Source organism: Ruegeria sp. BHSB056 (assembly GCF_059613305.1).
Genome location: NZ_JBXWSG010000068.1, coordinates 1 through 21743 on the forward strand (window position 1 = coordinate 1; position 21743 = coordinate 21743).

The 21743-nt window shown below is 58.8% G+C and carries 22 protein-coding genes, 3 tRNA genes, 1 pseudogene and 1 riboswitch; of the genes and pseudogenes, 6 read left to right on the forward strand and 20 right to left on the reverse strand.

Features of this window, described 5'->3' with window-relative positions; all coding sequences use genetic code 11:
• Positions 1-731 precede the first annotated feature (731 nt).
• The 5 genes and pseudogenes from AC2FND_RS14910 to AC2FND_RS14930 all read right to left on the reverse strand — a co-directional run bounded on the left by AC2FND_RS14910 (position 732) and on the right by AC2FND_RS14930 (position 4573).
• Positions 732-817, reverse strand: a tRNA-Leu gene (locus AC2FND_RS14910).
• Between the two features lie 381 nt (positions 818-1198).
• Positions 1199-1708 (reverse strand): annotated as a pseudogene (locus tag AC2FND_RS14915) (ABC transporter ATP-binding protein); the annotation flags it as partial.
• Positions 1705-2754, reverse strand: a complete 1050-nt coding sequence (locus AC2FND_RS14920) for a FecCD family ABC transporter permease (protein ID WP_496770566.1) — start codon at positions 2752-2754, stop codon at positions 1705-1707. The gene AC2FND_RS14920 and the pseudogene AC2FND_RS14915, both read right to left, overlap by 4 nt.
• Positions 2751-3755 carry an ABC transporter substrate-binding protein gene (locus AC2FND_RS14925; RefSeq protein WP_496770568.1) on the reverse strand — a complete coding sequence of 335 codons (1005 nt, stop codon included), beginning with the start codon at positions 3753-3755 and terminating at the stop codon, positions 2751-2753. The genes AC2FND_RS14920 and AC2FND_RS14925 overlap by 4 nt, the downstream gene beginning before the upstream one ends.
• Positions 3756-3908: 153 nt before the next feature.
• Positions 3909-4101, reverse strand: a riboswitch (cobalamin riboswitch).
• 396 nt (positions 4102-4497) lie between these two features.
• Positions 4498-4573 (reverse strand) — tRNA-Thr (locus AC2FND_RS14930).
• Positions 4574-4754: 181 nt separating this feature from the next.
• Here AC2FND_RS14930 and AC2FND_RS14935 point away from each other — a divergent pair.
• Positions 4755-5624 (forward strand): hypothetical protein, encoded by an 870-nt coding sequence (locus AC2FND_RS14935; protein ID WP_496770570.1) that lies wholly within the window; start codon positions 4755-4757, stop codon positions 5622-5624.
• A 22-nt stretch (positions 5625-5646) separates the two neighbouring features.
• Here the strand turns inward: AC2FND_RS14935 and AC2FND_RS14940 are convergent, their stop codons facing one another.
• Entirely contained in the window at positions 5647-6543 is an 897-nt protein-coding gene (locus tag AC2FND_RS14940) for a LysR substrate-binding domain-containing protein (protein ID WP_496770572.1), read from the reverse strand.
• A gap of 101 nt (positions 6544-6644) precedes the next feature.
• Here AC2FND_RS14940 and AC2FND_RS14945 point away from each other — a divergent pair, with 101 nt between their 5' ends.
• Genes AC2FND_RS14945 through AC2FND_RS14960 form a run of 4 tightly spaced genes read left to right on the forward strand, consistent with a single transcriptional unit; the run spans position 6645 to position 12251 of the window.
• Positions 6645-7817 (forward strand): pyridoxal phosphate-dependent aminotransferase, encoded by a 1173-nt coding sequence (locus AC2FND_RS14945; protein WP_496770573.1) that lies wholly within the window; start codon positions 6645-6647, stop codon positions 7815-7817.
• Positions 7814-9016 carry an acyl-CoA dehydrogenase gene (locus AC2FND_RS14950; RefSeq protein WP_496770575.1) on the forward strand — a complete coding sequence of 401 codons (1203 nt, stop codon included), beginning with the start codon at positions 7814-7816 and terminating at the stop codon, positions 9014-9016. Before AC2FND_RS14945 ends, AC2FND_RS14950 begins: the two co-directional genes overlap by 4 nt.
• A gap of 11 nt (positions 9017-9027) precedes the next feature.
• Positions 9028-11217 carry a thiamine pyrophosphate-dependent enzyme gene (locus tag AC2FND_RS14955; RefSeq protein WP_496770577.1) on the forward strand — a complete coding sequence of 730 codons (2190 nt, stop codon included), beginning with the start codon at positions 9028-9030 and terminating at the stop codon, positions 11215-11217.
• Positions 11214-12251 carry an ACP S-malonyltransferase gene (locus tag AC2FND_RS14960; protein ID WP_496770578.1) on the forward strand — a complete coding sequence of 346 codons (1038 nt, stop codon included), beginning with the start codon at positions 11214-11216 and terminating at the stop codon, positions 12249-12251. Before AC2FND_RS14955 ends, AC2FND_RS14960 begins: the two co-directional genes overlap by 4 nt.
• 311 nt (positions 12252-12562) lie before the next feature.
• Here AC2FND_RS14960 and AC2FND_RS14965 read toward each other — a convergent pair.
• The 6 genes from AC2FND_RS14965 to AC2FND_RS14990 form a co-directional block, all read right to left on the reverse strand.
• Positions 12563-12637 (reverse strand) — tRNA-Phe (locus AC2FND_RS14965).
• A 79-nt stretch (positions 12638-12716) separates the two neighbouring features.
• The gene (locus tag AC2FND_RS14970) at positions 12717-12899 is read right to left on the reverse strand and encodes a DNA gyrase inhibitor YacG (RefSeq protein WP_496770580.1); all 183 of its coding nucleotides are present in this window, start codon (positions 12897-12899) and stop codon (positions 12717-12719) included.
• Positions 12896-13918 carry a ribonuclease E/G gene (locus AC2FND_RS14975; protein ID WP_496770582.1) on the reverse strand — a complete coding sequence of 341 codons (1023 nt, stop codon included), beginning with the start codon at positions 13916-13918 and terminating at the stop codon, positions 12896-12898. The genes AC2FND_RS14970 and AC2FND_RS14975 overlap by 4 nt, the downstream gene beginning before the upstream one ends.
• Positions 13915-14493, reverse strand: a complete 579-nt coding sequence (locus AC2FND_RS14980) for a Maf family protein (RefSeq protein WP_496770584.1) — start codon at positions 14491-14493, stop codon at positions 13915-13917. Before AC2FND_RS14980 ends, AC2FND_RS14975 begins: the two co-directional genes overlap by 4 nt.
• An 11-nt stretch (positions 14494-14504) precedes the next feature.
• Entirely contained in the window at positions 14505-14723 is a 219-nt protein-coding gene (infA, locus tag AC2FND_RS14985; RefSeq protein WP_005978431.1) for a translation initiation factor IF-1, read from the reverse strand.
• Between the two features lie 91 nt (positions 14724-14814).
• A complete protein-coding gene (locus tag AC2FND_RS14990; RefSeq protein ID WP_496770586.1) occupies positions 14815-15690 on the reverse strand; it encodes a carbon-nitrogen hydrolase family protein in 876 nt (291 codons plus the stop codon).
• Positions 15691-15994: 304 nt separating this feature from the next.
• Between AC2FND_RS14990 and AC2FND_RS14995 the strand changes: the two genes are divergently transcribed.
• Entirely contained in the window at positions 15995-16786 is a 792-nt protein-coding gene (locus AC2FND_RS14995) for a class I SAM-dependent methyltransferase (RefSeq protein ID WP_496770587.1), read from the forward strand.
• 244 nt (positions 16787-17030) lie between these two features.
• On the opposite strand, the gene AC2FND_RS15000 is transcribed toward AC2FND_RS14995, so the two are convergent.
• The 8 genes from AC2FND_RS15000 to AC2FND_RS15035 all read right to left on the reverse strand — a co-directional run.
• A complete protein-coding gene (locus AC2FND_RS15000) occupies positions 17031-17624 on the reverse strand; it encodes a GNAT family N-acetyltransferase (RefSeq protein ID WP_496770589.1) in 594 nt (197 codons plus the stop codon).
• Complete coding sequence (locus AC2FND_RS15005; protein WP_480488382.1) at positions 17617-18015, reverse strand: ketosteroid isomerase-related protein; 399 nt, start codon at positions 18013-18015, stop codon at positions 17617-17619. Before AC2FND_RS15005 ends, AC2FND_RS15000 begins: the two co-directional genes overlap by 8 nt.
• A complete protein-coding gene (locus tag AC2FND_RS15010) occupies positions 18012-18470 on the reverse strand; it encodes an arsenate-mycothiol transferase ArsC (protein ID WP_209505795.1) in 459 nt (152 codons plus the stop codon). The genes AC2FND_RS15005 and AC2FND_RS15010 overlap by 4 nt, the downstream gene beginning before the upstream one ends.
• A 3-nt stretch (positions 18471-18473) precedes the next feature.
• Positions 18474-18953, reverse strand: a complete 480-nt coding sequence (locus AC2FND_RS15015) for a UPF0262 family protein (protein ID WP_171722821.1) — start codon at positions 18951-18953, stop codon at positions 18474-18476.
• A gap of 98 nt (positions 18954-19051) precedes the next feature.
• Positions 19052-20353, reverse strand: coding sequence for a histidinol dehydrogenase (gene hisD / locus AC2FND_RS15020; protein WP_496770590.1), 1302 nt, complete (start codon positions 20351-20353; stop codon positions 19052-19054).
• Positions 20354-20414: 61 nt separating this feature from the next.
• Positions 20415-20936, reverse strand: coding sequence for a GNAT family N-acetyltransferase (locus AC2FND_RS15025; RefSeq protein ID WP_496770592.1), 522 nt, complete (start codon positions 20934-20936; stop codon positions 20415-20417).
• Positions 20937-21413, reverse strand: coding sequence for a DUF2948 family protein (locus AC2FND_RS15030; protein ID WP_480507465.1), 477 nt, complete (start codon positions 21411-21413; stop codon positions 20937-20939).
• Positions 21410-21743, reverse strand: a 334-nt coding sequence (locus AC2FND_RS15035; RefSeq protein WP_496770594.1) for a carboxyvinyltransferase, incomplete at its 5' end; no start/stop codon positions are given. The genes AC2FND_RS15035 and AC2FND_RS15030, both read right to left, overlap by 4 nt.

Consider the following 21743-nt stretch of genomic DNA (forward strand, 5'->3'; position numbering starts at 1 on the left):
CACCGATTGAAGACCGAGCGCAACTGTCCGCTTGTCTCCAGGAAACAATAAAAGCTACCATCTGATTGACCGCTCTCAAACAACGGATTGCTCCTCCAGCGGACGCATACGTCGAAAACTCACGTCCTGTTGGTCCAGAAGCGGAACCGGGGTCCGATATCCGTATTACCTTTGCCAATATCGTTCCTGCTCAGAGAGGGGAAAGTCAGTTCCTCGCGACCGACTTGAAGGCTACTTTGAAACGCTTCTGCAGTCTGTAGAGCCATCGCCCGCTACATTTGAAGTCGCTGAGAGAGTATTTCGTGATGCTTGGGAGCGGCGAGGAACGTGGGCAAAGACAGAAGCCGGACGGCTAAAGCAACGCATCACCCAAATTGAAAAAGAGTGTTCGAACTATCTCAGTCGTGCCGCTCGAACTCAAAATGACGAATTTGCTGCGGCGTATGAATCCAAAGTTATGGGATTGCGAACTGAAAAGGCCAAAATCGAAGCAGAAATCGACAGAATGACATTTCCAGAGCGTTCATTTGATGAAATGTTCGAACTCGCCATGCAATTTCTCTCAAACCCCTTTAAAATATGGGAGAAAGCTAGCTGTACGTTGAAACGAGTAGTCCTTAGGCTCGTATTTTCTGGCCCAATAGAGTTTGACAGAACTGATGGTGTTCGAACTCCAAATACTACCTTACCTTTCAAGGCGTTAGGCTTCATTGAAAGTAGTGATTTGAAAGTGGTGCGGGCGGTGGGACTCGAACCCACACGGGCATACGCCCTTCAGATTTTAAGTCTGATATGTCTACCATTCCATCACGCCCGCACGGCGCGGCCCTTTCGGACAGTGCAACGTCCTTACAAGCACAACGAGATGATAACAATGTGCTTTGACCCGCAAGGTCAGGAAAATTAGCTGAAAGCCCCGGTGGCGGCCGGAACAAATCCGACCTTGTCAGTCCAGATGATAGGACAGGAACCGTTCTGTCCCGCCGGCACTAACCCCCCATTGTGCTTTGACACCGAAAACTTCTGAAACGGTTTCCAAAGACAAGGCTTGTTCGGGCGGGCCAAGAGAAACCAGCTGACCTTTTGATAAAACAGCCACCCGGTCACAGGCCATTGCCTGATTCAGATCGTGGAGTGCCATCACCGTTGTCACTTTTAGAATTCGAACACAGTTCAGGATCGACAGTTGATGATGTATGTCCAGATGGTTGGTCGGTTCGTCCAAAAGCAAAAGGCCCGGTTGCTGCGCCAAAGCGCGCGCGATGTGCAGCCGCTGGCGCTCTCCTCCCGACAATGTTGCCCATTCTCTGTGTGCCATATCGGCCATTTCCACGGTTTGCAGGGCTTTGTCGACTTGCCTGGTGTCTTCGGCGCGCCAGGGCCTTAAGGCCGACAGCCAAGGCGTGCGGCCCAACTCGACCACGGAACGTGCGGTCACACGCTCGGCTGTATCAGCATGTTGTTCAACGATGGCAATCCGTTGGGCAATCTGTCTGCGCGACAAGTGCGAAACGGGATGGCCCGCTATGACGACTTTTCCCGAAACCGGACGTGCCAAACCCGCCAGCAGGCGCATCAGTGTTGATTTACCCGAACCGTTGGGTCCGACCAAAGCCAGCGTTTCTCCGGGCTCCACGACAAAGGATACGTCTGACAATAAAGTCTTGCCGCGAACGGAATATGTCAGGTTCTGCGCCTCGATCTTCATCGGGCGCTCCTCTGGCCGCGCACCAGAATTACGGCAAAGGCAGGCGCACCGATCAGGGCGGTGACCACCCCAATCGGCAGAACCTGACCCGGGATGATGATGCGCGACACGATATCTGCGCCGATCAGGAAGACCGCTCCGATCAAGGCGGCTGTTGGGATAAGCCTGCGATGTCCCGACCCCACAAGGAACCGAGCGGCATGAGGGATGACCAGCCCGACAAAGCCAATGGATCCGACGATCGAGACCATAACAGCTGTTGTAAGTGCGGTCGCAAAGATCAGGGTTGCCTGCACCCGCCGGACTGGAACGCCCAGCGAGGCCGCTGAATCAGAGCCGAAAATAAACGCGTCCAGTGCTCTGGCGTGAAAGCGGCAAACAAGCCAACCGGCAAGTGCCACCGGAACGGCCAGATATACATCTGGCCAACGGACACCGCTGAGGTTTCCCATCAGCCAGAACATAATCCCGCGCGCCTGATCGGCATTGGCGGATTTGGCAATAACGAACGCCGTCAGCGCATTGAACAACTGAGACCCGGCAATTCCCGCTAAGACGATCTGCGCCGTCGCAGCCCGCCCGCCCCCTGCGCCAGCGGCACGAGCCAGCAACGCGACAAAACCAAAAGCCAAAAGCGCGCCATTGAACGCGCCAAAAGACAGCGACAAAGCCCCCCCGCCCAAACCAGAGATGGTAACAGCCACGGCACCCGTCGAGGCCCCGGCAGAAATGCCCAAAATGTAAGGGTCGGCCAACGGGTTGCGCAGCAAAGCCTGCAACACGACCCCGGCGACGGCCAGACCAGCGCCGCAGGACGCCGCTACCAGAGCGCGAGGAAGCCGATAGCTCCAGATAATACCCTGATCAATGGGGTCGACGGGCAGGTCCGCTCCGGCCAGCTTGTTGGCCAGAACGGACAGAACCAAATCGGGCGACAGCGAGGTTTCCCCGATCATCGCGCCCGCAAGGACCGCCGCAATCAACAATGGCACAGTAAGGCACGCAGCCTTGAAACTCTGCCGAAAGATTGCGGCGACCTCGTTCACAGGTTGTTTCCGATGGTATCCAGCTTCTCGGCCAGATCCTCCAGTGCCGGGATTGCGCGGATGGTGGCGTCCATGGCCTGCGCATCCATAATGACGATCCGATCATTTTTGACCGCATCCATCTGGCTGGTCACCGGATCAGTGCGCAGGAACTCCAGCTTTTTCAGGTAGTCGTCCGCAGCAAAGCGACGGCGGTCCATCTTGGCAATCACGATCACTGTCGGATTGGCCTTGGCAATGGTTTCCCAGCCCACTGTCGGCCATTCTTCATCCGTCTCGATGACGTTGCGGATGCCCAATGTGCTCATCATGTATCCCGGTGCGCCTTTTTGTCCGGCCACAAACGGATCGCTTTCCATTTCAGGAGAGGAAAACCAGAACACGGCTGACACGTCGACCAGCTTCACGGCTTGCGCCTTGGCGACGGCTGCGGCTTCGCGGGCCTTGTACTCGGCAACCAGCTCCGTGCCGCGTTCGGGCACATCAAAGGCTGCCGCCAGTTCTTCGATACCCTGATACAGCGTATCGGTTGAGAACGCTTGCAGGCGGGTGCCATCGCCGCCGACCGTATTGTCTTTGCCGACGCAATCTGCAGGCATTACGTACGTTGGAATGCCCAGTTCGTGAAATTGCTCACGCGTGGCGACGATGCCCTCGGGCCCGACATGCCATTCATATTGCGCTGCGACCAGTCCCGGCCGCTTGGCAACCACGCTTTCAAAGCTGGGATCATTATCTGCCAGACGCTCTACCTTGGCATTCACCTCGGCATATTCAGGCAGCACCTCGTTGAACCAGACCGAGGTTCCAAGAACCTGTTCGCCCAACCCCAGCGCATAAAGCACCTCGGTCGCGGCCTGGCCGACCGTGACTGACGACGTCACCGGAGCGTCAAACGTGACCGAGTGACCGCAGTTTTCGATGGTTAGGGGAAAGTTTCCTTCGGCGACAGCGCTGGTAGCCAGCAAGGAAAGGCCAATCAGGCCAGTGCGTAGAAACATGACAATCGATCTCCATGTGTCAATGACCAGAGAACGGGTGAATGGGCATTTACCGAAGCAACAGACGCTTTTCTGCCTGCTGTAAGCGCAGAGTGGAATACAGCCCGCCCAGCGCGTTTCTTCGGCAACCTCCCCGGACAACCCCGCCCGGTGTGTTTCGGTTTCATACCGGCAGGTCTCCTGACTGACGGGTCTTTGTCTGTCCTGTCTTCCCAGACCCAAATGGCCCAGTGACGGAAATGGACAGCGCTCGCCGCCTACAGTTGCGGGGGCAGTTCCGGTTGGCACCAAAAGGCACCTCGGATTCCCTCTTAGCCACATCGGGACCGGTAAAACGCGGGTACCTTAACAGTTACCCTGCGGCAAGAAAAAACTCGGGTGTATCCCTCAGATTTTCTTGGAGCAAGAAACCACGCTACAAGACGGCGCTTTTTGTTTTCTCAACGGACTACAATTGAAGATTCCAGGTGGATTCTTGTTACGTTTTGGGTAACGCCAGCAAAGTGCCCGTGACGTCACTTTTCGTCGCGGCCCAGTCCACTGATCTCATCCAACACACCGGCCGCCTTCAAAACGGTTTCTTGCGAATTTCGAGCGGAGGGGTTCTAGCACCTAACCCGGTGGACAGACTGTGATTCACGTGTTTGCGTATAAGTGTATTAAGGGTGCCCTCATTTGTGCCCTAATTTTCGGGCTAAAAACCCAATGAAATAAGGAAACAAAGGCTCTGAGGTGATGATAATGGTGCCCCCACACGGACTCGAACCGCGGACCTACTGATTACAAATCAGTTGCTCTACCAGCTGAGCTATAGGGGCACTGGCAGTCGATTACTTCGTCCGACAGAGGACTGCAACCCTCATTTTTAACTCGAACTTGGGGATTGCCCGTTTTCCTGAGAAAGTGCAGAAACCGCACGGTTGGTTCGTTGCAGATTTTCATGCGACGCAAAGACATAGAATGGGATGGACACAGCCCCTGAGGGTAAAAGGACAAAAGATGCAGTTAGTAATCCATGCCGGGGCCGCTTTCGCCGATGAAGGGCAAGTGCTGTCCTCGCTTTCGGCAAACAAGCAGGCCTTGGCGGATTGCCGTGCTGCGATCTTGGGACCGCGCGGCGGACGTCAGTTTGTCAAGGTTCTGTCTGATGCCCTTGCTCAGGATTTGTCTGATTCAGAAACGCAAGACGGGCTGCACGCCCTTCTTCCAGATGATCCAAATGTTGATAGTGTCATCCTTTCGAACGACAAGTTCTTTGGCCCAACACGTTCTGCCCTGCAACATGGACAGATTTACCCTTTTGCCGGGCAGCGGACAGCCTATGCCCAGACCTTGCTGGAGGATGCTCAGGTTGAATTATTTGTCGGTCTGGTAAACCCCGGTTTTTTCATACCCAAGGTCCTGATGTCGATCCATGAAGATCACCGACAGGAGATACTGACCAGCACTGATCTGAGTTGCCTGAGCTGGTTGAGCATGATCGAAGATCTGCGCGATCTTGCACCTCAGGTGCGGCTCACTTTGTGGAAGAACGAACATCTGCCACTGATTCTGGGGGATATCACGCGCGCAATGGCGGGCCTGCCCGGTGACGCTCCTCTGGTGGATGAATATGCGTTGCTGTCGTCGCTTCTGACTGAAACCGGTCAACAGCATGTTCTGGACATTGTGCGGGGCGGCGTCGGCCTCGACAAGGACGCTCAGCGCGAAGACCTTGCGCGGGTTTTGGAAGACTATGCCCGGCCCGATGAGGTCGAAGAAGAACTTGATCTGCCCGGCTGGAACGCAGACATCGTTGACGCATTTACAGAGCTTTACGAGCAGGATCTGGCAATCATACAGACCATGCAGGGCATCCGGATGCTGTAACCCTTCTGTCGCGTCCGCACCCTTACAAATGCCCTTTCGTTTGCCGGATGATCCAGTCCGCAAATGCTTGTACGGCTTCGTTCCTCTGCCCGGTCGGCGTTGCAATGAAATATGCGCTGCCCGAGGCATTCACCAATTGCCCGGTCTGGACCAGCGCGCCCGACGCCAACTCGGCCTCGATCAGGTATGACGGCAAAATCGCAGCCCCAAGCCCTGCAACTGCGCCTTCGATCAGCATCGAGAACTGATCAAAGCGCATCCCTGGAAAAACCGCCCTGGCGTCAAGCCCAAGGCTTGCATGATACTCGGACCATAGCCCGGGCCTCGAGGTCAGATGCAACAGCGGCAGATCGAACACATGCTGTTCCTCGAACGTCCGTTGGTCGCCCAACAACACGGGCGCAGCCGCTACAACAAGTTTTTCCGGGAACAGCTTGCGCAGTCGCGCACCGGGCCAGTCTTCGTGCCCAAAGTGAATGGCAAGGTCCATGCGCCGCTCTTCCAGGCTGAACGGCGTCGTGTAGGAATGCAGATCCAGTTCGATCCCCGGATGCAGGTGCTTGAAATCCGGCAGTCTGGGCACCAGCCACCGTGTCGCAAAGGTGGGCAGGACCGCCAAGGTCAGCAACGACGCACCGTCACCGGCCGCGATCGCACGATTGATCGTACCGTTCAGACGCTGAAGGTCGCCTGCAAGTTCTTCAAACAAAGCGCGACCCGCCTTCGACAGGCGAACGGCACGCCCGACCCGGCGAAACAGTGTCACCCCCAGCGCAGCTTCAAGTTCACGCACTTGGCGGCTAACCGCGCCCTGCGTTACGCCAAGCTCTTCTGCTGCCATGGTATAGCTTTCGTGGCGCGCGGCAGCCTCGAAGCTGCGCATGAGGGCAAAAGACGGGAGGGAGTTGATTCTGGGCATATCACTTATGAGTTTTAGTCACAGAAACGATACAAAACAGCGTATTTTTATCAAGTTACTTTGTAGATAGAACCTCAGTCACCTTCAGAGGAAGATAAACAGTGTTCCATCGCGCAAACCGACTAAACGGTATCGAATTGTCCGAAATCGTGCAGATATCCGAGGCCGCCGCACGCTTGCGTTCGGAAGGGCGCGATGTTCTGGCATTGTCGACCGGTGAGCCTGACCTGCCCACCCCGCCCCATGTAGTCGAAGCTGCCCACGCGGCAGCGCTGGACGGCAAGACGAAATACCCGCCGACGGCCGGGGTGCCCGACCTGCGCGCCGAAGTTGCCCGGCAGGCCAAAGCCGAAGTGGCTCAGGTCATTGTGTCCACCGGTGCCAAGCAGGTGATTGCCAATGCGATGCTGGCCAGCCTGAACCCCGGCGACGAGGTCATCATGCCCGCGCCCTACTGGACCAGCTATTCTGACATTGTGCGGATGGCGGGTGGGACGCCCGTCATTCTGCCATGCCCGATGGATCAGGGATTCAAGCTTCTGCCGGAACAGTTAGAGGCCGCAATCACACCGCGCACGCGCTGGCTGATGCTCAACACGCCGTCGAACCCGTCGGGGGCAATCTATACGCAGAATGAAATTGCCGCCCTCGCATCTGTTCTGTCTCGGCATCCACAGGTCTGGGTTCTTGCGGATGAGATTTATCGCCATCTCAGCTTTACTCCGTTTGTTTCAGTGGCCGAGGCGGCCCCTGACCTTGCCGACCGTCTGCTGATCGTCGACGGTGTCGCCAAAGCATGGTCCATGACCGGTTGGCGCATCGGCTGGGGGATCGGGCCGGTCGAGTTGATCAAGGCGATGGTGGCCGTTCAGGGGCAGGTTACATCGGGTGCCTGTTCGATTGCACAATGGGCTTCGCTTGCTGCGCTGACCGGCAGCGCGGACCTGTTGGAAGAACGCCGGGCTGTATTTTCAGAACGCCGAAATCTGGTGGTTGCAGGGTTGAACGCAGTTCCGGGTTTGCGCTGCGCGGCACCCGACGGGGCGTTTTACGCCTTTCCTTCCTGCGCCGGACTGCTTGAGGATCAGGGTGGACCGTTCAAAAATGACGCTGACTTCTGCACCTGGTTGTTGGAAGATGCCGGTGTCGCTCTGGTTCCCGGTCGCGCCTTCGGGTTGCCCGGACATTTTCGCCTGAGCTTTGCTTATGCCCAAGATACAATTGCAGCGGGGCTTGCACGTCTCAAAGCCGCTGTAGAAAGGAAACTCTCATGAAACCACAATCCCGCCCCCAGCTTTGCCCTTTCACTTGGGATGACCCTTTTCTGCTGGAAGACCAGTTGGCCGAAGACGAACGCATGGTGCGCGATGCGGCCAACGCCTACGCGCAGGACAAACTGCTGCCACGTGTGACCCAGGCTTTCGCCAATGAAGAAACAGACCCCGAAATCTTTCGCGAGATGGGTCAAATGGGCCTTCTGGGCACGACTATCCCCGAAGAATTCGGCGGCATCGGTGCCAGCTATGTCACTTACGGTCTGGTCGCACGCGAAGTGGAACGGGTCGACAGCGGTTACCGCTCGATGATGTCGGTGCAGTCCAGCCTCGTCATGTATCCGATCTATGCCTACGGAACGGATGAACAGCGCCGGAAATACCTTCCGAAACTGGCTAGCGGTGAGTCTATTGGCTGTTTTGGCCTGACCGAGCCCGATGCAGGCTCGGACCCCGGCGGCATGAAAACTGTCGCGAAAAAGACCGATGGGGGCTATGTCCTCAACGGGTCAAAGATGTGGATCTCGAACGCGCCCATTGCTGACGTGTTTGTCGTCTGGGCCAAATCAGACGCTCATGAAGGCAAGATCAAGGGTTTCGTTCTTGAAAAAGGCACACCCGGTCTTTCAGCTCCGAAGATCGAAGGCAAACTGTCGCTGCGCGCCTCGATCACGGGTGAGATCGTGATGAACAATGTCGAGGTCGGGGAAGATGCTCTGTTGCCGGGTGTCGAAGGTCTGAAAGGGCCATTTGGCTGCCTGAACCGCGCACGATACGGTATCGCCTGGGGATCGATGGGCGCAGCCGAGGCCTGCTGGCACGCCGCGCGGCAATACGGTCTGGACCGAAAACAGTTCGGTCGCCCTTTGGCGCAAACGCAGCTGTTCCAGCTGAAGCTTGCGAACATGCAGACCGAAATCGCCTTGGGCCTTCAGGCCGCTCTGCGCGTGGGTCGTCTGATGGACGAAGCCCGCGCAGCGCCGGAAATGATCAGTCTGATCAAGCGCAACAATTGCGGCAAGGCACTTGAGGTCGCCCGCCACGCACGTGACATGCACGGCGGCAATGGCATCAGCCAGGATTTCCACGTGATCCGCCACATGGTGAATCTGGAAACCGTGAACACCTATGAAGGCACGCATGATGTTCATGCCTTGATCTTGGGTCGCGCGCAAACGGGCCTGCAAGCCTTCGCCTGAGGACGACAAAGATGGATCGCGCAACCATTGTGCATGACAACTTCCTGCGCCGGGTTGCGGCACGGGATTTCCCCGCTGGCGCGACGCCGTCTGGCCCACTGACAGCGTCCGAAGCGGTCGGGCTATATCGCGCGCAATGTCTCAGCCGCGCGTTGGACCGCCAAAGCCGGGCAATGCAGAAAGCAGGTCAGGGGTTCTATACCATCGGTTCCTCTGGTCACGAAGGGATGGCCGCGGTGGCGGCAGCCTTGCGCCCGACGGACCCTGCTTTTCTACATTACCGCGACGCCGCTTTTCAGATCGCCCGGTCCGATCAGGTGCCGGGGCAGAGCCCGACATGGGATATTCTGTTGTCCTTCGCTTCATCCTCTGATGATCCGATCAGCGGTGGGCGGCACAAGGTGTTGGGGTCAAAGGCGCTTTGCATCCCGCCACAGACCTCGACCATTGCCAGCCACCTGCCCAAAGCTGTCGGCGCGGCTTATGCAATCGCGGCAGCCCGCCGTCACAAACCCGAACATGCAGAAATGCCGGACGACGCCATCGTCTACTGTTCCTTTGGTGATGCTTCGGCCAACCATTCCACAGCGCAAGGCGCGTTCAACACCGCGCAATGGACGTCTTACCAGTCGGTTCCCCTGCCACTGCTGTTCTGCTGTGAGGACAACGGGATCGGAATTTCGACCAAGACACCACAAGGCTGGATTGCCGCAACATTCTCTCATCGACCGGGACTGAAGTATTTCACGTGTGACGGGCTCGACATTTTCGAAACCTACCGTGTCGCACAAGAAGCCGCCGCCTATGTCCGCAGCCGCAAGAAGCCCGCATTTCTGCACATCCGCACGGTGCGCCTGTATGGCCACGCCGGGGCAGATATGCCCACCACCTATATGCCAAAATCCGAGGTCGAAGCCGAAGAGGCGAACGACCCCCTGCTGCACTCCGTCCGTCTGCTGGAACAATCCGGTGCGATGCAACCGGATGACGCGCTGAAGGTATACACCAACACCTGCGACCGCGTCACCCGCGTCGCCGACAAGGCGATCACCCGCCCTCGCCTGAAAACCGCAGGTGACGTGATGGCCAGCCTGATCCCGCCCGCACGCCCCTGTGCCCCGACCAATGGCCCGTCAGCTGAACATCGGGCTGAAGTATTCGGCGGCGACCTCAAAGCACATGCTGAACCCCAGATCATGTCACGCCTGATCAACTGGGCCCTGAGCGACCTTATGCTTGAACACGGTGAGATCGTGATGATGGGCGAAGATGTCGGGCGCAAAGGCGGTGTCTATGGCGTGACGCAAAAGCTTCAAGCCCGTTTCGGACCCGACCGGATGATCGACACGCTGCTGGATGAACAGTCGATTCTGGGCCTCGCCATCGGGATGGCCCAAAACGGGTTTACACCCATGCCGGAAATCCAGTTCCTGGCCTATCTTCACAACGCCGAAGACCAGTTGCGCGGTGAAGCGGCCACCCTGCCCTTCTTCTCGAACGGTCAGTACACCAACCCGATGGTCGTGCGCATCGCTGGGTTGGGGTATCAAAAGGGCTTTGGCGGGCATTTCCACAATGACAACTCGGTCGCGGTTCTGCGCGATATTCCGGGGCTAATCCTGGCCTGCCCTTCAAACGGCGCCGACGCTGCACGAATGCTGCGTGAATGCGTGCGGCTGGCCCGGGAAGAACAGCGGCTGGTCGTGTTTCTGGAACCCATCGCGCTCTACCCGATGCGGGACTTGCACGAAGCCGGAGACTCAGGCTGGATGCACACCTACCCCGACCCATCTGAAAGGATCGGTTTCGGCGAGGTTGGCGTGGATGGCGACAGCGACGATCTGGCGATCGTAACCTTTGGCAATGGCGTCTACCTCAGCCATCAGGCGCGCAAACCGCTTGAGGCCGACGGGATAAAAACCCGGATCATTGATACGCGCTGGTTGTCGCCGCTGCCCAAAGACGCGCTGACCCGCGCCGTAAGCGGCGCCAAGCGGATATTGATCGTCGATGAAACCCGGCATCACGGCGGCGTGGCCGAGGCCCTGATGGCCCATTTCCACGAAACCACTGATGTGCCGATGGCCCGTATTACCGCCGAAGACAGCTTTATCGCCACCGGCCCGGCCTATGCCGCGACCATGCCATCGAAAGACAGCATCGAGGCCGCAGCAAGATCCCTGATGGAGACGGGCAAATGAGGTCTGCGAAACAAACCGCTGTTGTCATCTGTCCGGGACGCGGCACCTATAACAAACCCGAATTGGGGGTTCTCGGCCGGCATTTTACCGACAAGGCGCTGCTGGCACATTTCGACGACATGCGCCGCGCGCAGGGTCAGGAAACCCTAAGCGAACTGGACGGCGCGCCCCGGTATTCCACGGCAAAGCACACGCGCGGAGACAATGCCTCGGCCCTGATCTATGCCGCCACGCTGAGCGATTTTCGTGCCATTGATCCGGAAAAGGTCGACGTGGTGGCTGTGGCCGGAAACTCGATGGGCTGGTATTCGGCCCTGGCCTGCGGGGGCGCCTTGACCGCCGAGGCAGGGTTCGAGGTGGTCAACACCATGGGAACACTCATGCAGCAGAGCCTGATTGGCGGCCAGTTGATCTACCCCTTCTTGGATGCCGACTGGCAGCCGAACCCGGAACGCAAGGCCGAACTGCTGGCTCTGGTCGCTGAGATCGACGGCACCGGCGCGACCCTCACCCTGTCAATTGATCTGGGCGGGATGTTGGTTCTGGCCGGGAATGAAGCTGGATTGTCTGCCTTTGAAAACAAGGTGCCTGTGGTGCAGGAGCGCTTTCCGATGCGGCTGGCCAACCACGCAGGGTTTCATTCACACCTGCAACGCCCAGTTGCCGAAGCCGGTCGCACCCGCCTTGCCGCAGATCTGTTTCGGCAACCCAATTTGCCCATGATAGATGGCCGCGGTCAGATCTGGTGGCCCGGCGCCTGTGATCTGGACGCGCTTTGGGACTACACCTTGGGTCACCAGGTGACCGAAACTTATGATTTCACAAAAGCCGTATCACAGGCCGCGAAAGAGTTCGCACCCGACATGTTCATCGTCACCGGACCGGGAACCACACTGGGCGGGGCTGTCGCGCAGTGCCTGATCCTGAGCAATTGGGACAAGTTGCAGGACAAAGCAAGCTTTCAGACCAGCCAACGCGAAGACCCTTCGCTGGTCTCAATGGGGATCGAGGATCAGCGCACACGTGTGACCTGACCTTGCACACCCTGGCGGTGCGCCCTGCGCAATTCGATCGATCGCGGATATCCCGCTCCACTCGGTGCACCGAGCCGTCTGTTCAGCGCCCACCCGAGCAAGCGTATTGCTTTTCAATTCCACGATTCCGGAACGGGAAAAGATGACTGAGTGCTAGGCTTTAGACGGCAACCTGTTGTCCAATGCTATGGGTCATTTGGTACCTTCACGCAAATCTGGACTCTTTCGGTCAAGCATCTTGCAGACGAGCCAAAGGCCCAGACATCGAACGCGAAGCGTTTGATATCCATCGCTCATTTCTTTGGCTTAAATGGTGCCCGGGGGCGGAATCGAACCACCGACACGAGGATTTTCAATCCACTGCTCTACCCCTGAGCTACCCGGGCACGGGAACGACGTTTGTCGTTGGGTGGAGGCGTTCTATGACTTGCTACCGGCAGTGTCCAGAGGCTTTTTTACATTTTTTCAGTGCGGTCGCATTGTATTGTGTTCGTCCGCATCGGTCTCGGACTCAGGGTCGTCTTCGCGCTGAGACGGGACCGCGTAAGAGCCGTTCAGCCACTTGGCCAGATCAATGTCTGCGCAGCGTTTCGAACAGAACGGGCGGAACTTCTTTTGCGTTTCTTCTCCGCAGATCGGGCAGCTCATTTCAGGATCTCTGCGACAGGTAACCGGCTGCGTTTGCGCTGCAATTCGAAATGACCCAGAGGTGTCCATCCCGCCAATATCGTCTCATCCGGATCCGACTTGAAGGCCGCACGCAGGGCGGATTCGAACCCTCGGCGGTCTTTCTTGGGCATCGGAGCCAGATCCAGAGTAATCTGCCCTGCCAGCCCGCGCACACGCAATGCACGTGGCAAAGCTTTGGCACAAGCGAAGTTGGCTTTTGTCCCGGCCGCCAGCGACGTATCCGCGCCTGTGTTCACGTCAACGGCCACCAACGCGCGGGTCGGTTCGATATAGAGGTATCCGCCTCCGGGGAGAGGCTCGGAAACACTAAGGGCGACATCCAGCGCGTCCAGCACACTATGGGTTTCAAAACTGCCGGTTTTCGTCACAACCTCGGCAGGATCGGTCCAGTCGCGCCATGCGAGGATATGCGGGCTGTCACCTTCGCTGAGCAGTTCGACGTCGGAGCCCTCGTCCGTCATCACTTGTTCAGCTTGCGCAAGCATGGCCGAAATGTCGTCGGCAATGTCACCGGCATCCGCATCCATGCAGCAGGAGCGGAGGATCAACCCGTAGGGGCTGTCGCCCATTTGTTCATGCGCGATTTCAAGCAGTTGATCGCGCTTGTCTTCATCCTTGATGCTGCGCGAGATGTTCAGGCCCGGCGCGTCGGGTGTGACAATGGCAAAGCGGCTTTTGAACAGGATGCGGTTGGTTACAGGGATGGCCTTGCCGGGCTCGGCATATCCGCCCACCTGCACCAGAAGCGTGGCACCCGGCGCTAACCCTTTGACCTGTCGAAGAAAAGCCGGGCCGTCGGGTGTCGTCAGGAACATGCCGCCCTGCCCCTTGACCGGTCGATCGGCGCGGGCACGATAGATGGTGCCGGGTGCCGGCGCGTCGGCGGCGATCAGGAGATCATCAAGCTTTCCGTCGACCATCAATGCCGCGGCCTCGCGGCCTTGGATATGGTCCAGAACGATGGTGCGACCCTTCATGATGCCTCGCGATATAGTGGGTAGCCGATCCCTTGCAGCAAGGCGGCAGTCTCGGACAAGGGCAGCCCCACGATGCCAGTGAATGAGCCCGAAATCCATGGGATAAACGCACCAGCAAGGCCCTGGATCGCGTAGGCCCCAGCTTTGCCCTGCCAATCACCGGTCGCCAGATAAGCGTTGATTTCAACGTCAGACAGGCGTTTGACCTTGACCTGCGAGACGACATCACGTTGCAGGATGCGATCCCCGCGCCGAACGGCGACCGAGGTGATCACCCGGTGGCGGCGACCGGACAGAGCGTACAGGAACTCTGCGGCCTGACCCTCATCCTCGGGCTTGCCCAGAATACGCCGCCCCAGTGCAACTGTCGTGTCCGCGCAAAGCGTGATGTCATCGCTATCCGATTGAACTGCCTTTACTTTTTCACGCGTAATGCGACTGCAATACGGAACCGGCAGCTCACCTTTCAGTGGTGTTTCATCGATATCAGGGGGGCGGATGGCGTCGGGCTGCACGCCAAGCTGCGCCAGCAGGTCCAGCCGCCTTGGGCTGCCTGATCCCAGGATAAACACCATCTCGGCAGGCGTTATTTGAAGCGGTAGTTGATCCGACCCTTGGTCAGATCATAGGGGGTCATCTCGACTTGAACCTTGTCGCCGGCCAGAACACGGATGCGGTTCTTGCGCATCTTTCCTGCCGTATGTGCGATGATTTCATGGCCGTTTTCCAGCTCGACCCGAAACGTCGCATTAGGCAGGAGTTCCTTCACGACACCGGGAAATTCGAGCGTATCTTCCTTGGCCATGTTGTCTCCATCATTAGGTTGCGCCCGCAGAATCTGCGGGGATGTGCGCTTAAATGAGCCTATTTTTCCCTTATTTCAAGGGCGGATTCATCTAAAGGGTGGATAATGTGACCGTATCGACTCGGGCGTCCTGCTCTGGCCAATGGGTCCGGTTCAGCACGTGGCCATCGGCGCGGACCGCGGCGATGGCGGACAGGTCGACATCCGCATAGGTCCAGCCGGGCTGGTTCAGAGCGCCCTCGGCCAGCACTCCGGTGGCCGGAAACCCCTTGTCCGGCGGGCCGAAAACGCCGCCCATGCCGGTGTTCATGTCCACAGCTACGGACCAGCCGTTGGCTCCGACCAGCGAAGACATAACTGTAACGCATTGATTTTCCAAAGCTCTTGACATCGCCCCAATGCGAACACGCCAATACCCTGACAGCGCTTCGGTGCAGGACGGGACAAGGATCATATCTGCGTCGCTGAGTGCGCGGCCCAGCAGGGGAAACTCGCTGTCATAGCAGATCAGAACACCGATTTTGCCCAGCGCGGTGTCGAACAGCTTGAGTGGACCACCCGGCGCAATGTCCCAATCCTCGCGTTCAAAGCGGGTCATGATCTGCTTGTCCTGATGGTCGCGGCCACCGTCAGGGGCGTAGAACGCGGCGCGGTTCACCGGGCGGCCGGACCCATCCACAACCGGGGCCGATGCGCCCAGAATGTACGTTTTGTACGCACTTGCGAGGCGCGAGTGCAAACTTTGTACATCCTCGAACCGGTCCGAAACCGCGCGGATCGAACGTTCAAGATCACCCGCCACCTCGGCACCATCGAGCGTCGACACCTCCATCGCGCCGTATTCGGGGAACACCAGCAGCCCGGCCCCCTGCCCGGCAGCCTCGGCAACCCATCGGTCCAGCTTGTCCTCGTACTGCGCCCAGCTGTCGAGCCAGTCGAGATTATACGCTGCGGTTGCGACTTTCATTGATGGGGCCCCCTGAGCCGATGTGTCGAGGCACTAAACCGTGAGAGCCGCCGCGTGTACAGATCAAACTGGCGCTGGGGGGGGTGAAGGGGGAGTGGACGAGCCCAAGGCAGCCGTCGCCACTAGAACAGGATGCTGCGAGTGCGTTTGACAGCACCGAGCCCACTTCTACAAATGCTGGACGGAGCATGAATGTCCGGATTAAAGGGCAAGCCTGAACACAACATAATCATAGGCGATTTGACCTGAGAAGGCGTGCGCGCATACGCTGTCGTTAACACAAAAAGCGACAAAAGGCTATTCCATGACATTTCAATTGGAGGGTAACGGACCCAAAATTTACGAAGAAGTCATGGTGCCCCTTTGGTTTGGCCGGTGGGCTGAGGCGCTTGTTGAACTGGCTTCACTAGGTTCATCGGAACGTGTCTTAGATGTTGCTTGCGGAACTGGTGTGACGACCCGGCTTGCGAAGGCAAAGGTTGGATCAAGCGGGCAAGTCGACGGTCTGGACATCAATGCACCAATGCTCGCCAAGGCGAGGGACTTAGCCGGTGATATCGACATAAATTGGATTGAGAGCGATGTATGCGGCAGCGGACTGCCTTCAGGGTCTTATGATGTCATACTTTCTCAGCATGGCTACCATTACTTCCCAGATAAGCCGAAAGCTTTGAGTGAGTTCTTGCGGCTTCTGGTTCCAGGCGGGCGTTTGGCCTTCTCAATCTGGGATGGCCATAGCGCTTACACTGAAGCTCTCTGCTCTGCCGTTGCCCACCACATCTCTCCCGAGGTTGCGGAAAAGCAGAGATCACAGAGGCACACACCTCCGGCGGAAGCATTACAACAGCAGGTCGCGGATCAAGGGTTTTCGGATGTGGCCGTTCAACGGCAAGAATTGATGATCGATGTTCCGCTAGCGTCTGAATTTGTACCCCTGCATCTAGCATCTATGCCCATTGCAGGCGCATTTCTTGCACTCGGAGAGGATGCGCAAAATGCCTTGATCCAAGAGGTCGCGGAAATGCTCGACGCATATGTTGTGGGAGATAGACTTGTCTATCCCGACGCTGTGCATGTTGTGACAGGACGCAAGTAGCTTTCTCACGTTGCTCATGCCTGCGTAAAGCCATAACCCAGTTAGGTTGATATCCAATTGCAACGTTGCTGCGTCAGGCGCTGAAAGCAGGTATTTGCGCCGACGCAGCGAATGCTCACCTTGTCCGCACTGCTGCCATTTAAAATGATCAACACTGCACGTGCAGCGAATGGCAGCTTTGCTGGCCTCCACTCACTTCTTGCAACACACAGAAAAGCCTTGCTGCACCGCCCCAACCCGAGCCCTACAAATCCCTGATCCAGAACTGCAACGGCTTCGGCGTTTCTCCCTCTTCCCCGATATCTTTCCACGAGAATTGGGCGATTGCGCCGGGTAAGGGCTTGTATCCGCGGGCGCGCCAGAAGGTATCCAGCGGGCGGTAGTGGTCGGGGCGCAGGGGGTGGTCGGTGGGGCGTTGCACGCTGCAAAAGGCGCATTTGGCAAAGCCCAGATCGCGGGCGTGCCCCTCGCGCGTGTCGAAGAATTTGTGGCCGACGCCCTGCCCGCGATAGTCCGGCAGCAGGACGGATTCAGCGCAATAGAAGATCTGCGACAAATCGAGTCCGGTGTCTGCAAAGGCCGCGGCAAAATCGTCGGCGTGGTCGTTCAGGGGTGCGCCGGTCGAGGCGCCGACCAGGCGGTCGCCGTCGAAGGCGCCGACCACAATGGCCTTGTCGCTGTCGCGGTAGGATTGCAGGTATTTGCGTTCGTATTCCAGATCGCCGTCATAGAGGTAGGGCCAGGCGTGAAATACCCTGATCCGCAGGCGGGCGACATCGTCCAGAGCGGCCCCAAGCGCCGCTCCGGTCAGGGGGCGGACGTCGGTGACGTCAGCCATTCGAGACCTGTTTGGTCCAGTCTGCAAGGTTATAGAAGGTGGTGACGCGGGTGATCTTGCCGTCCCTGAGATCAAAGAACGACCCGGCAGGCAGGCGGTACGTCTGGCCGTGCGCGTCGGGCAGGCCCTCGTCGGTTTCCAGATAGGTGCCGTTGACGATGAACTCGGCCGCGGCGCGGGTGCCGCCCTGCGCCTCGAACACGACGATGTCGGTCAGGTTTTCGCGGTAGCAGCGGTTCATATGGGCGCAAAAGGCGGCGAACTTGTCCTTGCCGACGCGAATCTGACCTTCGTTCACGTGATGGGCCACGTCATCGGACAGGCAGGCCAGCATGCCATCGACGTCACCAGCGTTGAAGGCATCGAAATAGGTTTTGACGGTCTGGTTCATGTCCCCTCCGTTGGTTCGCCCCAGCGGTCTTTCAGATGCTGAATGATCTGGTCGCGGGTCTGTCGGTAGTGATGTAGCTTTTGTTCGCGGGTCTCGCCCATCCCGGTAGGGTCCATTATTGGCCAATAATCGACATCGAGGTGAAAAACACGGGTCAGTTCCAGCGCCTGCCGCTGGCTGGCGGGCGACAGCGCCACGACCAGATCGAACGAGCTGAGGTCATCGCCCCATTCCTGCATCTCGTCGAAGGAGCGCGAGCGGTGGCGGGACAGTTCCACGCCCACCTCGTGGCATACGGCGATGCTGAAGCCGTCGATTTCCAGATCGTTATGCACACCGGCGGACTGAACATAGGTGCCGGTGCCATAGAATTTCTTCATCAGCCCCTCGGCCATCGGGGACCGAACCGCGTTGTGGTCGCAACAGAACAAGACCGACTGCGGCAGAGGCTTCACGCGTCAGCCCCCAAAATGCAGAACGCAGATCAGCGTGAACAGGCGGCGGGCGGTGTCGGTGTCGACATCTGCCTTGCCTTCCAGCCGTTCCTGCAACACGCGGCTGCCTTCGTTGTGGATACCCCGGCGGGCCATGTCGATGGTTTCGATCTGGCTGGGCGGCAGCGATTTCACCGCATCGAAATAGCTTTCGCAGATCTGGAAGTAATCCTTGACCACCTGCCTGAAGGGACCGAGCGACAGGTGAAACTCGGCCGCTTTTTCGTTGGCCTCGGTTTCAATGTCGAAGACAAGCCGTTTGTCGCGGATCGAAAGCTGAAGGCGATAGGGGCCTTCGGGCACAACGCGGTCGTCGCGTTTGGGCAGCGAGAAGCTGTTTTCTTCCAGCAGATCATAGATGGCGACCTTGCGCTCCTGCTCGATCTCCGGCGTGGGCGGCGGCAGATTTCTATCATCCAGTTCGATATGCGAGATGCGGGTCATCTTTACAGTCACATTCCTTGCGTCAGCACAGACCTATAACAATGATATTCAACGGGCAACGCACAGAAACACCATATGCGCCCGGTCTTTGCGTCATTTCAGCCATTCAGGCGGTTCAGGCGCGCGGTGACCGAGAGGCCATGCGCCTCGAGGCTTTCCGAGCGCGCCAGCTGTTCGGCGGCAGGGCCGATGGCACGCAGGGCTTCGGGAGTCATCTGACTAAGCGTGGTGCGTTTGAGGAAATCCATCACGCTAAGGCCCGACGAAAACCGTGCCGAGCGGGCGGTGGGCAACACGTGGTTGGGGCCGCCCACATAATCGCCAATGGCTTCGGGTGTGTACTGACCCAGAAAGATGGCCCCGGCGTGGATGGTTTTTTCGCTCAGCGCGCGCGGGTCGGCCACGCAAAGTTCCAGATGTTCCGGGGCAATGCGGTTGGACAGGGCTGCGGCCTCGTCCAGGTTGCGCACGGTGATCACCGCGCCGTAGTCACGCCAGCTGGCCCCGGCGATGGCGCGGCGTTGCAGGGTTTCCAGCCGTTTTTCGACCGCCTGCGCGACGGATTGGCCGAATGCCGCGTCGTCAGTGATCAGGATCGACTGCGCGCTTTCGTCATGCTCGGCCTGGCTGAGCAGGTCCAGCGCGATCCAGTCGGGGTCATTGTCCTTGTCGGCGATGACCAGAATTTCCGAGGGGCCCGCGATCATGTCGATGCCGACCTTGCCAAAGACGCGCCGCTTGGCGGCGGCGACAAAGGCGTTGCCCGGCCCGGTGATCTTGTCGACCGGCGCGATGGTGTCGGTGCCATAGGCCAGCGCCGCCACGGCCTGCGCGCCGCCGATGCGATAAACCTCGTCCACACCCGACAGCTGTGCCGCCAGCAGCACCAGCGGGTTCACCTGCCCGTCGGGCGTGGGCACCACGATGGCCAGCCGTTCCACACCGGCCACTTTGGCCGGGATGGCGTTCATCAGCACCGATGACGGGTACGAGGCCAGCCCACCCGGCACGTAAAGCCCCGCGGCCGAGACGGCAGACCAGCGCCAGCCGAGTGTTGCGCCCGTTGCATCCGTCCATTCCTGATCCTCGGGCAATTGCCTTTCGTGATAGGCCCGGATACGGGAAGCCGCCAGTTCCAGCGCCGTGCGATCTTCGGCCCCGACCAGCGCCACCGCATCCGCGATCTCCTGTGCGCTGAAGGCCAGCGTTTCGGGCGTCAGCGCCAGCCGGTCGAATTTGGCCGTCAGTTCGATCACCGCCGCATCGCCCCGGTTGCGCACGTCGTCGATGATCTGCGCCACAACCGCATCCACATCCGGGCTGTCCTCGCGCTTGGCCGAGAGCAGGGTCCGGAAGGCGGGTTCGAAATCGGGCGATTTGGTATCAAGGAAAACGGGCATGATCTGGCACTCCGGGCGTTGCGCATTGGGACATATCGCCCGGAGCGCGCCGCCTCAACCCTCAGTCACCGGGGTGCAGCGATTTGCGCATCGGGTATTGCGGGATGCCGTGCCAGTCACCGGGCGGGCCTGCCGGTTGCCACCCCTGTTTCAGATAGAACGCGCGCGCCGTTTTGGTGGCAAGCAGGGTGGCTTCGGCACAGCCACGAGCCCTCAGGACATTCTCCATTTGTTGCAACAGCGCTGCGCCGATTCCGCGACCTGTCTCGGCCGGATCAGCATAAAGCAAGCTGATCTCGCCTGTTCTAAGCAGCCCACCTATTGCCAAGGTTTGACCCCCACGCGCAGCCACACGGAAATCCGCCCCGGACTGAATACGGTCCCGGATCGTGGCCGGATCTTTGTTGGCAGTCCACAACGCGATCTTGGATGGGTCATCCAGGTGATCCGCCGCACACAGATCGCGGATTGACCGAACCCAAACGCGGCTCATATCGAATACATCGAACACGGTAGCCGGGCGGTATTCCAAGGCGTCGCACTCTTGCAAAAAGGCCTGTGATATCCCGCGCTTGTTCTGCATCTATTCGGGATGATGCGGGGCCTGACCGGAGGGGGCCTGATAAGGGCGCGTGACGTCCTTGAGGGTGGCATCCAGCGCCTCGACCGTCAGGCGGATCGCGCCGTCACCGGCCAGCGTCAGCAGGACATGGCCCGCGCCATCCTCGCCGGGTTCGAAAACAACCGACAGCAGTGACATGATCATGTCGGTGTCACCGCGATCAATGCCCTGACTGGACACCGAGAGAACCGAACCGAAGACCAGCACCGACTGCACCCGTTCGAACGGGCGGTCGCGGCGGGCGGCGGCATCCTTGTCTTCCCAGCGAAAGCGGTTCAGCAGCAGGCCAAAGCGGCGCTGCGCCGGTTGCCACTTCATCTCGGTCACCGGAAACACGGCATCCTGCGCGAGGGTCGAGATCACCTGAAGGTCATCTGCATCCTCGGCCCCCAGATTAAGCGGCGCCTCGCGCCCGTCTTCAAAACTTGCGTCTGTCATTGGCCCTTGATCCGTTCAATCTTTGCACCCACGCCTTCCAGCTTGCGCACCACATGTTCATATCCGCGGTCCAGATGATAGACCCGGCTGACCGTTGTTTCCCCTTCTGCCGCCAATCCGGCAAGGATCAGCGAGACCGAAGCCCGCAGGTCGGTCGCCATCACCGGGGCGCCTTTCAGACGCTCGACGCCGGTCACCGTGGCGGTGCCGCCATGCACCTCGATCTGCGCGCCCATGCGCACCAGTTCGGGGGCGTGCATGAAGCGGTTTTCGAAAATGCGTTCTTCGAGAACCGAGGTGCCCTCAGCCGTGCACATCAGCGCCATCATC

Coding starts and splice junctions, on each gene's coding strand:
- AC2FND_RS14925 (WP_496770568.1), bottom strand. CDS start 3,755: ATGTTTCTACGCACTGGCCTGATTGGCCTTTCCTTGCTGGCTACCAGC.
- AC2FND_RS14935 (WP_496770570.1), top strand. CDS start 4,755: ATGCAGTTAGTAATCCATGCCGGGGCCGCTTTCGCCGATGAAGGGCAA.
- AC2FND_RS14940 (WP_496770572.1), bottom strand. CDS start 6,543: ATGCCCAGAATCAACTCCCTCCCGTCTTTTGCCCTCATGCGCAGCTTC.
- AC2FND_RS14950 (WP_496770575.1), top strand. CDS start 7,814: ATGAAACCACAATCCCGCCCCCAGCTTTGCCCTTTCACTTGGGATGAC.
- AC2FND_RS14955 (WP_496770577.1), top strand. CDS start 9,028: ATGGATCGCGCAACCATTGTGCATGACAACTTCCTGCGCCGGGTTGCG.
- AC2FND_RS14960 (WP_496770578.1), top strand. CDS start 11,214: ATGAGGTCTGCGAAACAAACCGCTGTTGTCATCTGTCCGGGACGCGGC.
- AC2FND_RS14970 (WP_496770580.1), bottom strand. CDS start 12,899: ATGAGCTGCCCGATCTGCGGAGAAGAAACGCAAAAGAAGTTCCGCCCG.
- AC2FND_RS14975 (WP_496770582.1), bottom strand. CDS start 13,918: ATGAAGGGTCGCACCATCGTTCTGGACCATATCCAAGGCCGCGAGGCC.
- AC2FND_RS14980 (WP_496770584.1), bottom strand. CDS start 14,493: ATGGTGTTTATCCTGGGATCAGGCAGCCCAAGGCGGCTGGACCTGCTG.
- infA (WP_005978431.1), bottom strand. CDS start 14,723: ATGGCCAAGGAAGATACGCTCGAATTTCCCGGTGTCGTGAAGGAACTC.
- AC2FND_RS14990 (WP_496770586.1), bottom strand. CDS start 15,690: ATGAAAGTCGCAACCGCAGCGTATAATCTCGACTGGCTCGACAGCTGG.
- AC2FND_RS14995 (WP_496770587.1), top strand. CDS start 15,995: ATGACATTTCAATTGGAGGGTAACGGACCCAAAATTTACGAAGAAGTC.
- AC2FND_RS15000 (WP_496770589.1), bottom strand. CDS start 17,624: ATGGCTGACGTCACCGACGTCCGCCCCCTGACCGGAGCGGCGCTTGGG.
- AC2FND_RS15005 (WP_480488382.1), bottom strand. CDS start 18,015: ATGAACCAGACCGTCAAAACCTATTTCGATGCCTTCAACGCTGGTGAC.
- AC2FND_RS15015 (WP_171722821.1), bottom strand. CDS start 18,953: ATGACCCGCATCTCGCATATCGAACTGGATGATAGAAATCTGCCGCCG.
- hisD (WP_496770590.1), bottom strand. CDS start 20,353: ATGCCCGTTTTCCTTGATACCAAATCGCCCGATTTCGAACCCGCCTTC.
- AC2FND_RS15025 (WP_496770592.1), bottom strand. CDS start 20,936: ATGCAGAACAAGCGCGGGATATCACAGGCCTTTTTGCAAGAGTGCGAC.
- AC2FND_RS15030 (WP_480507465.1), bottom strand. CDS start 21,413: ATGACAGACGCAAGTTTTGAAGACGGGCGCGAGGCGCCGCTTAATCTG.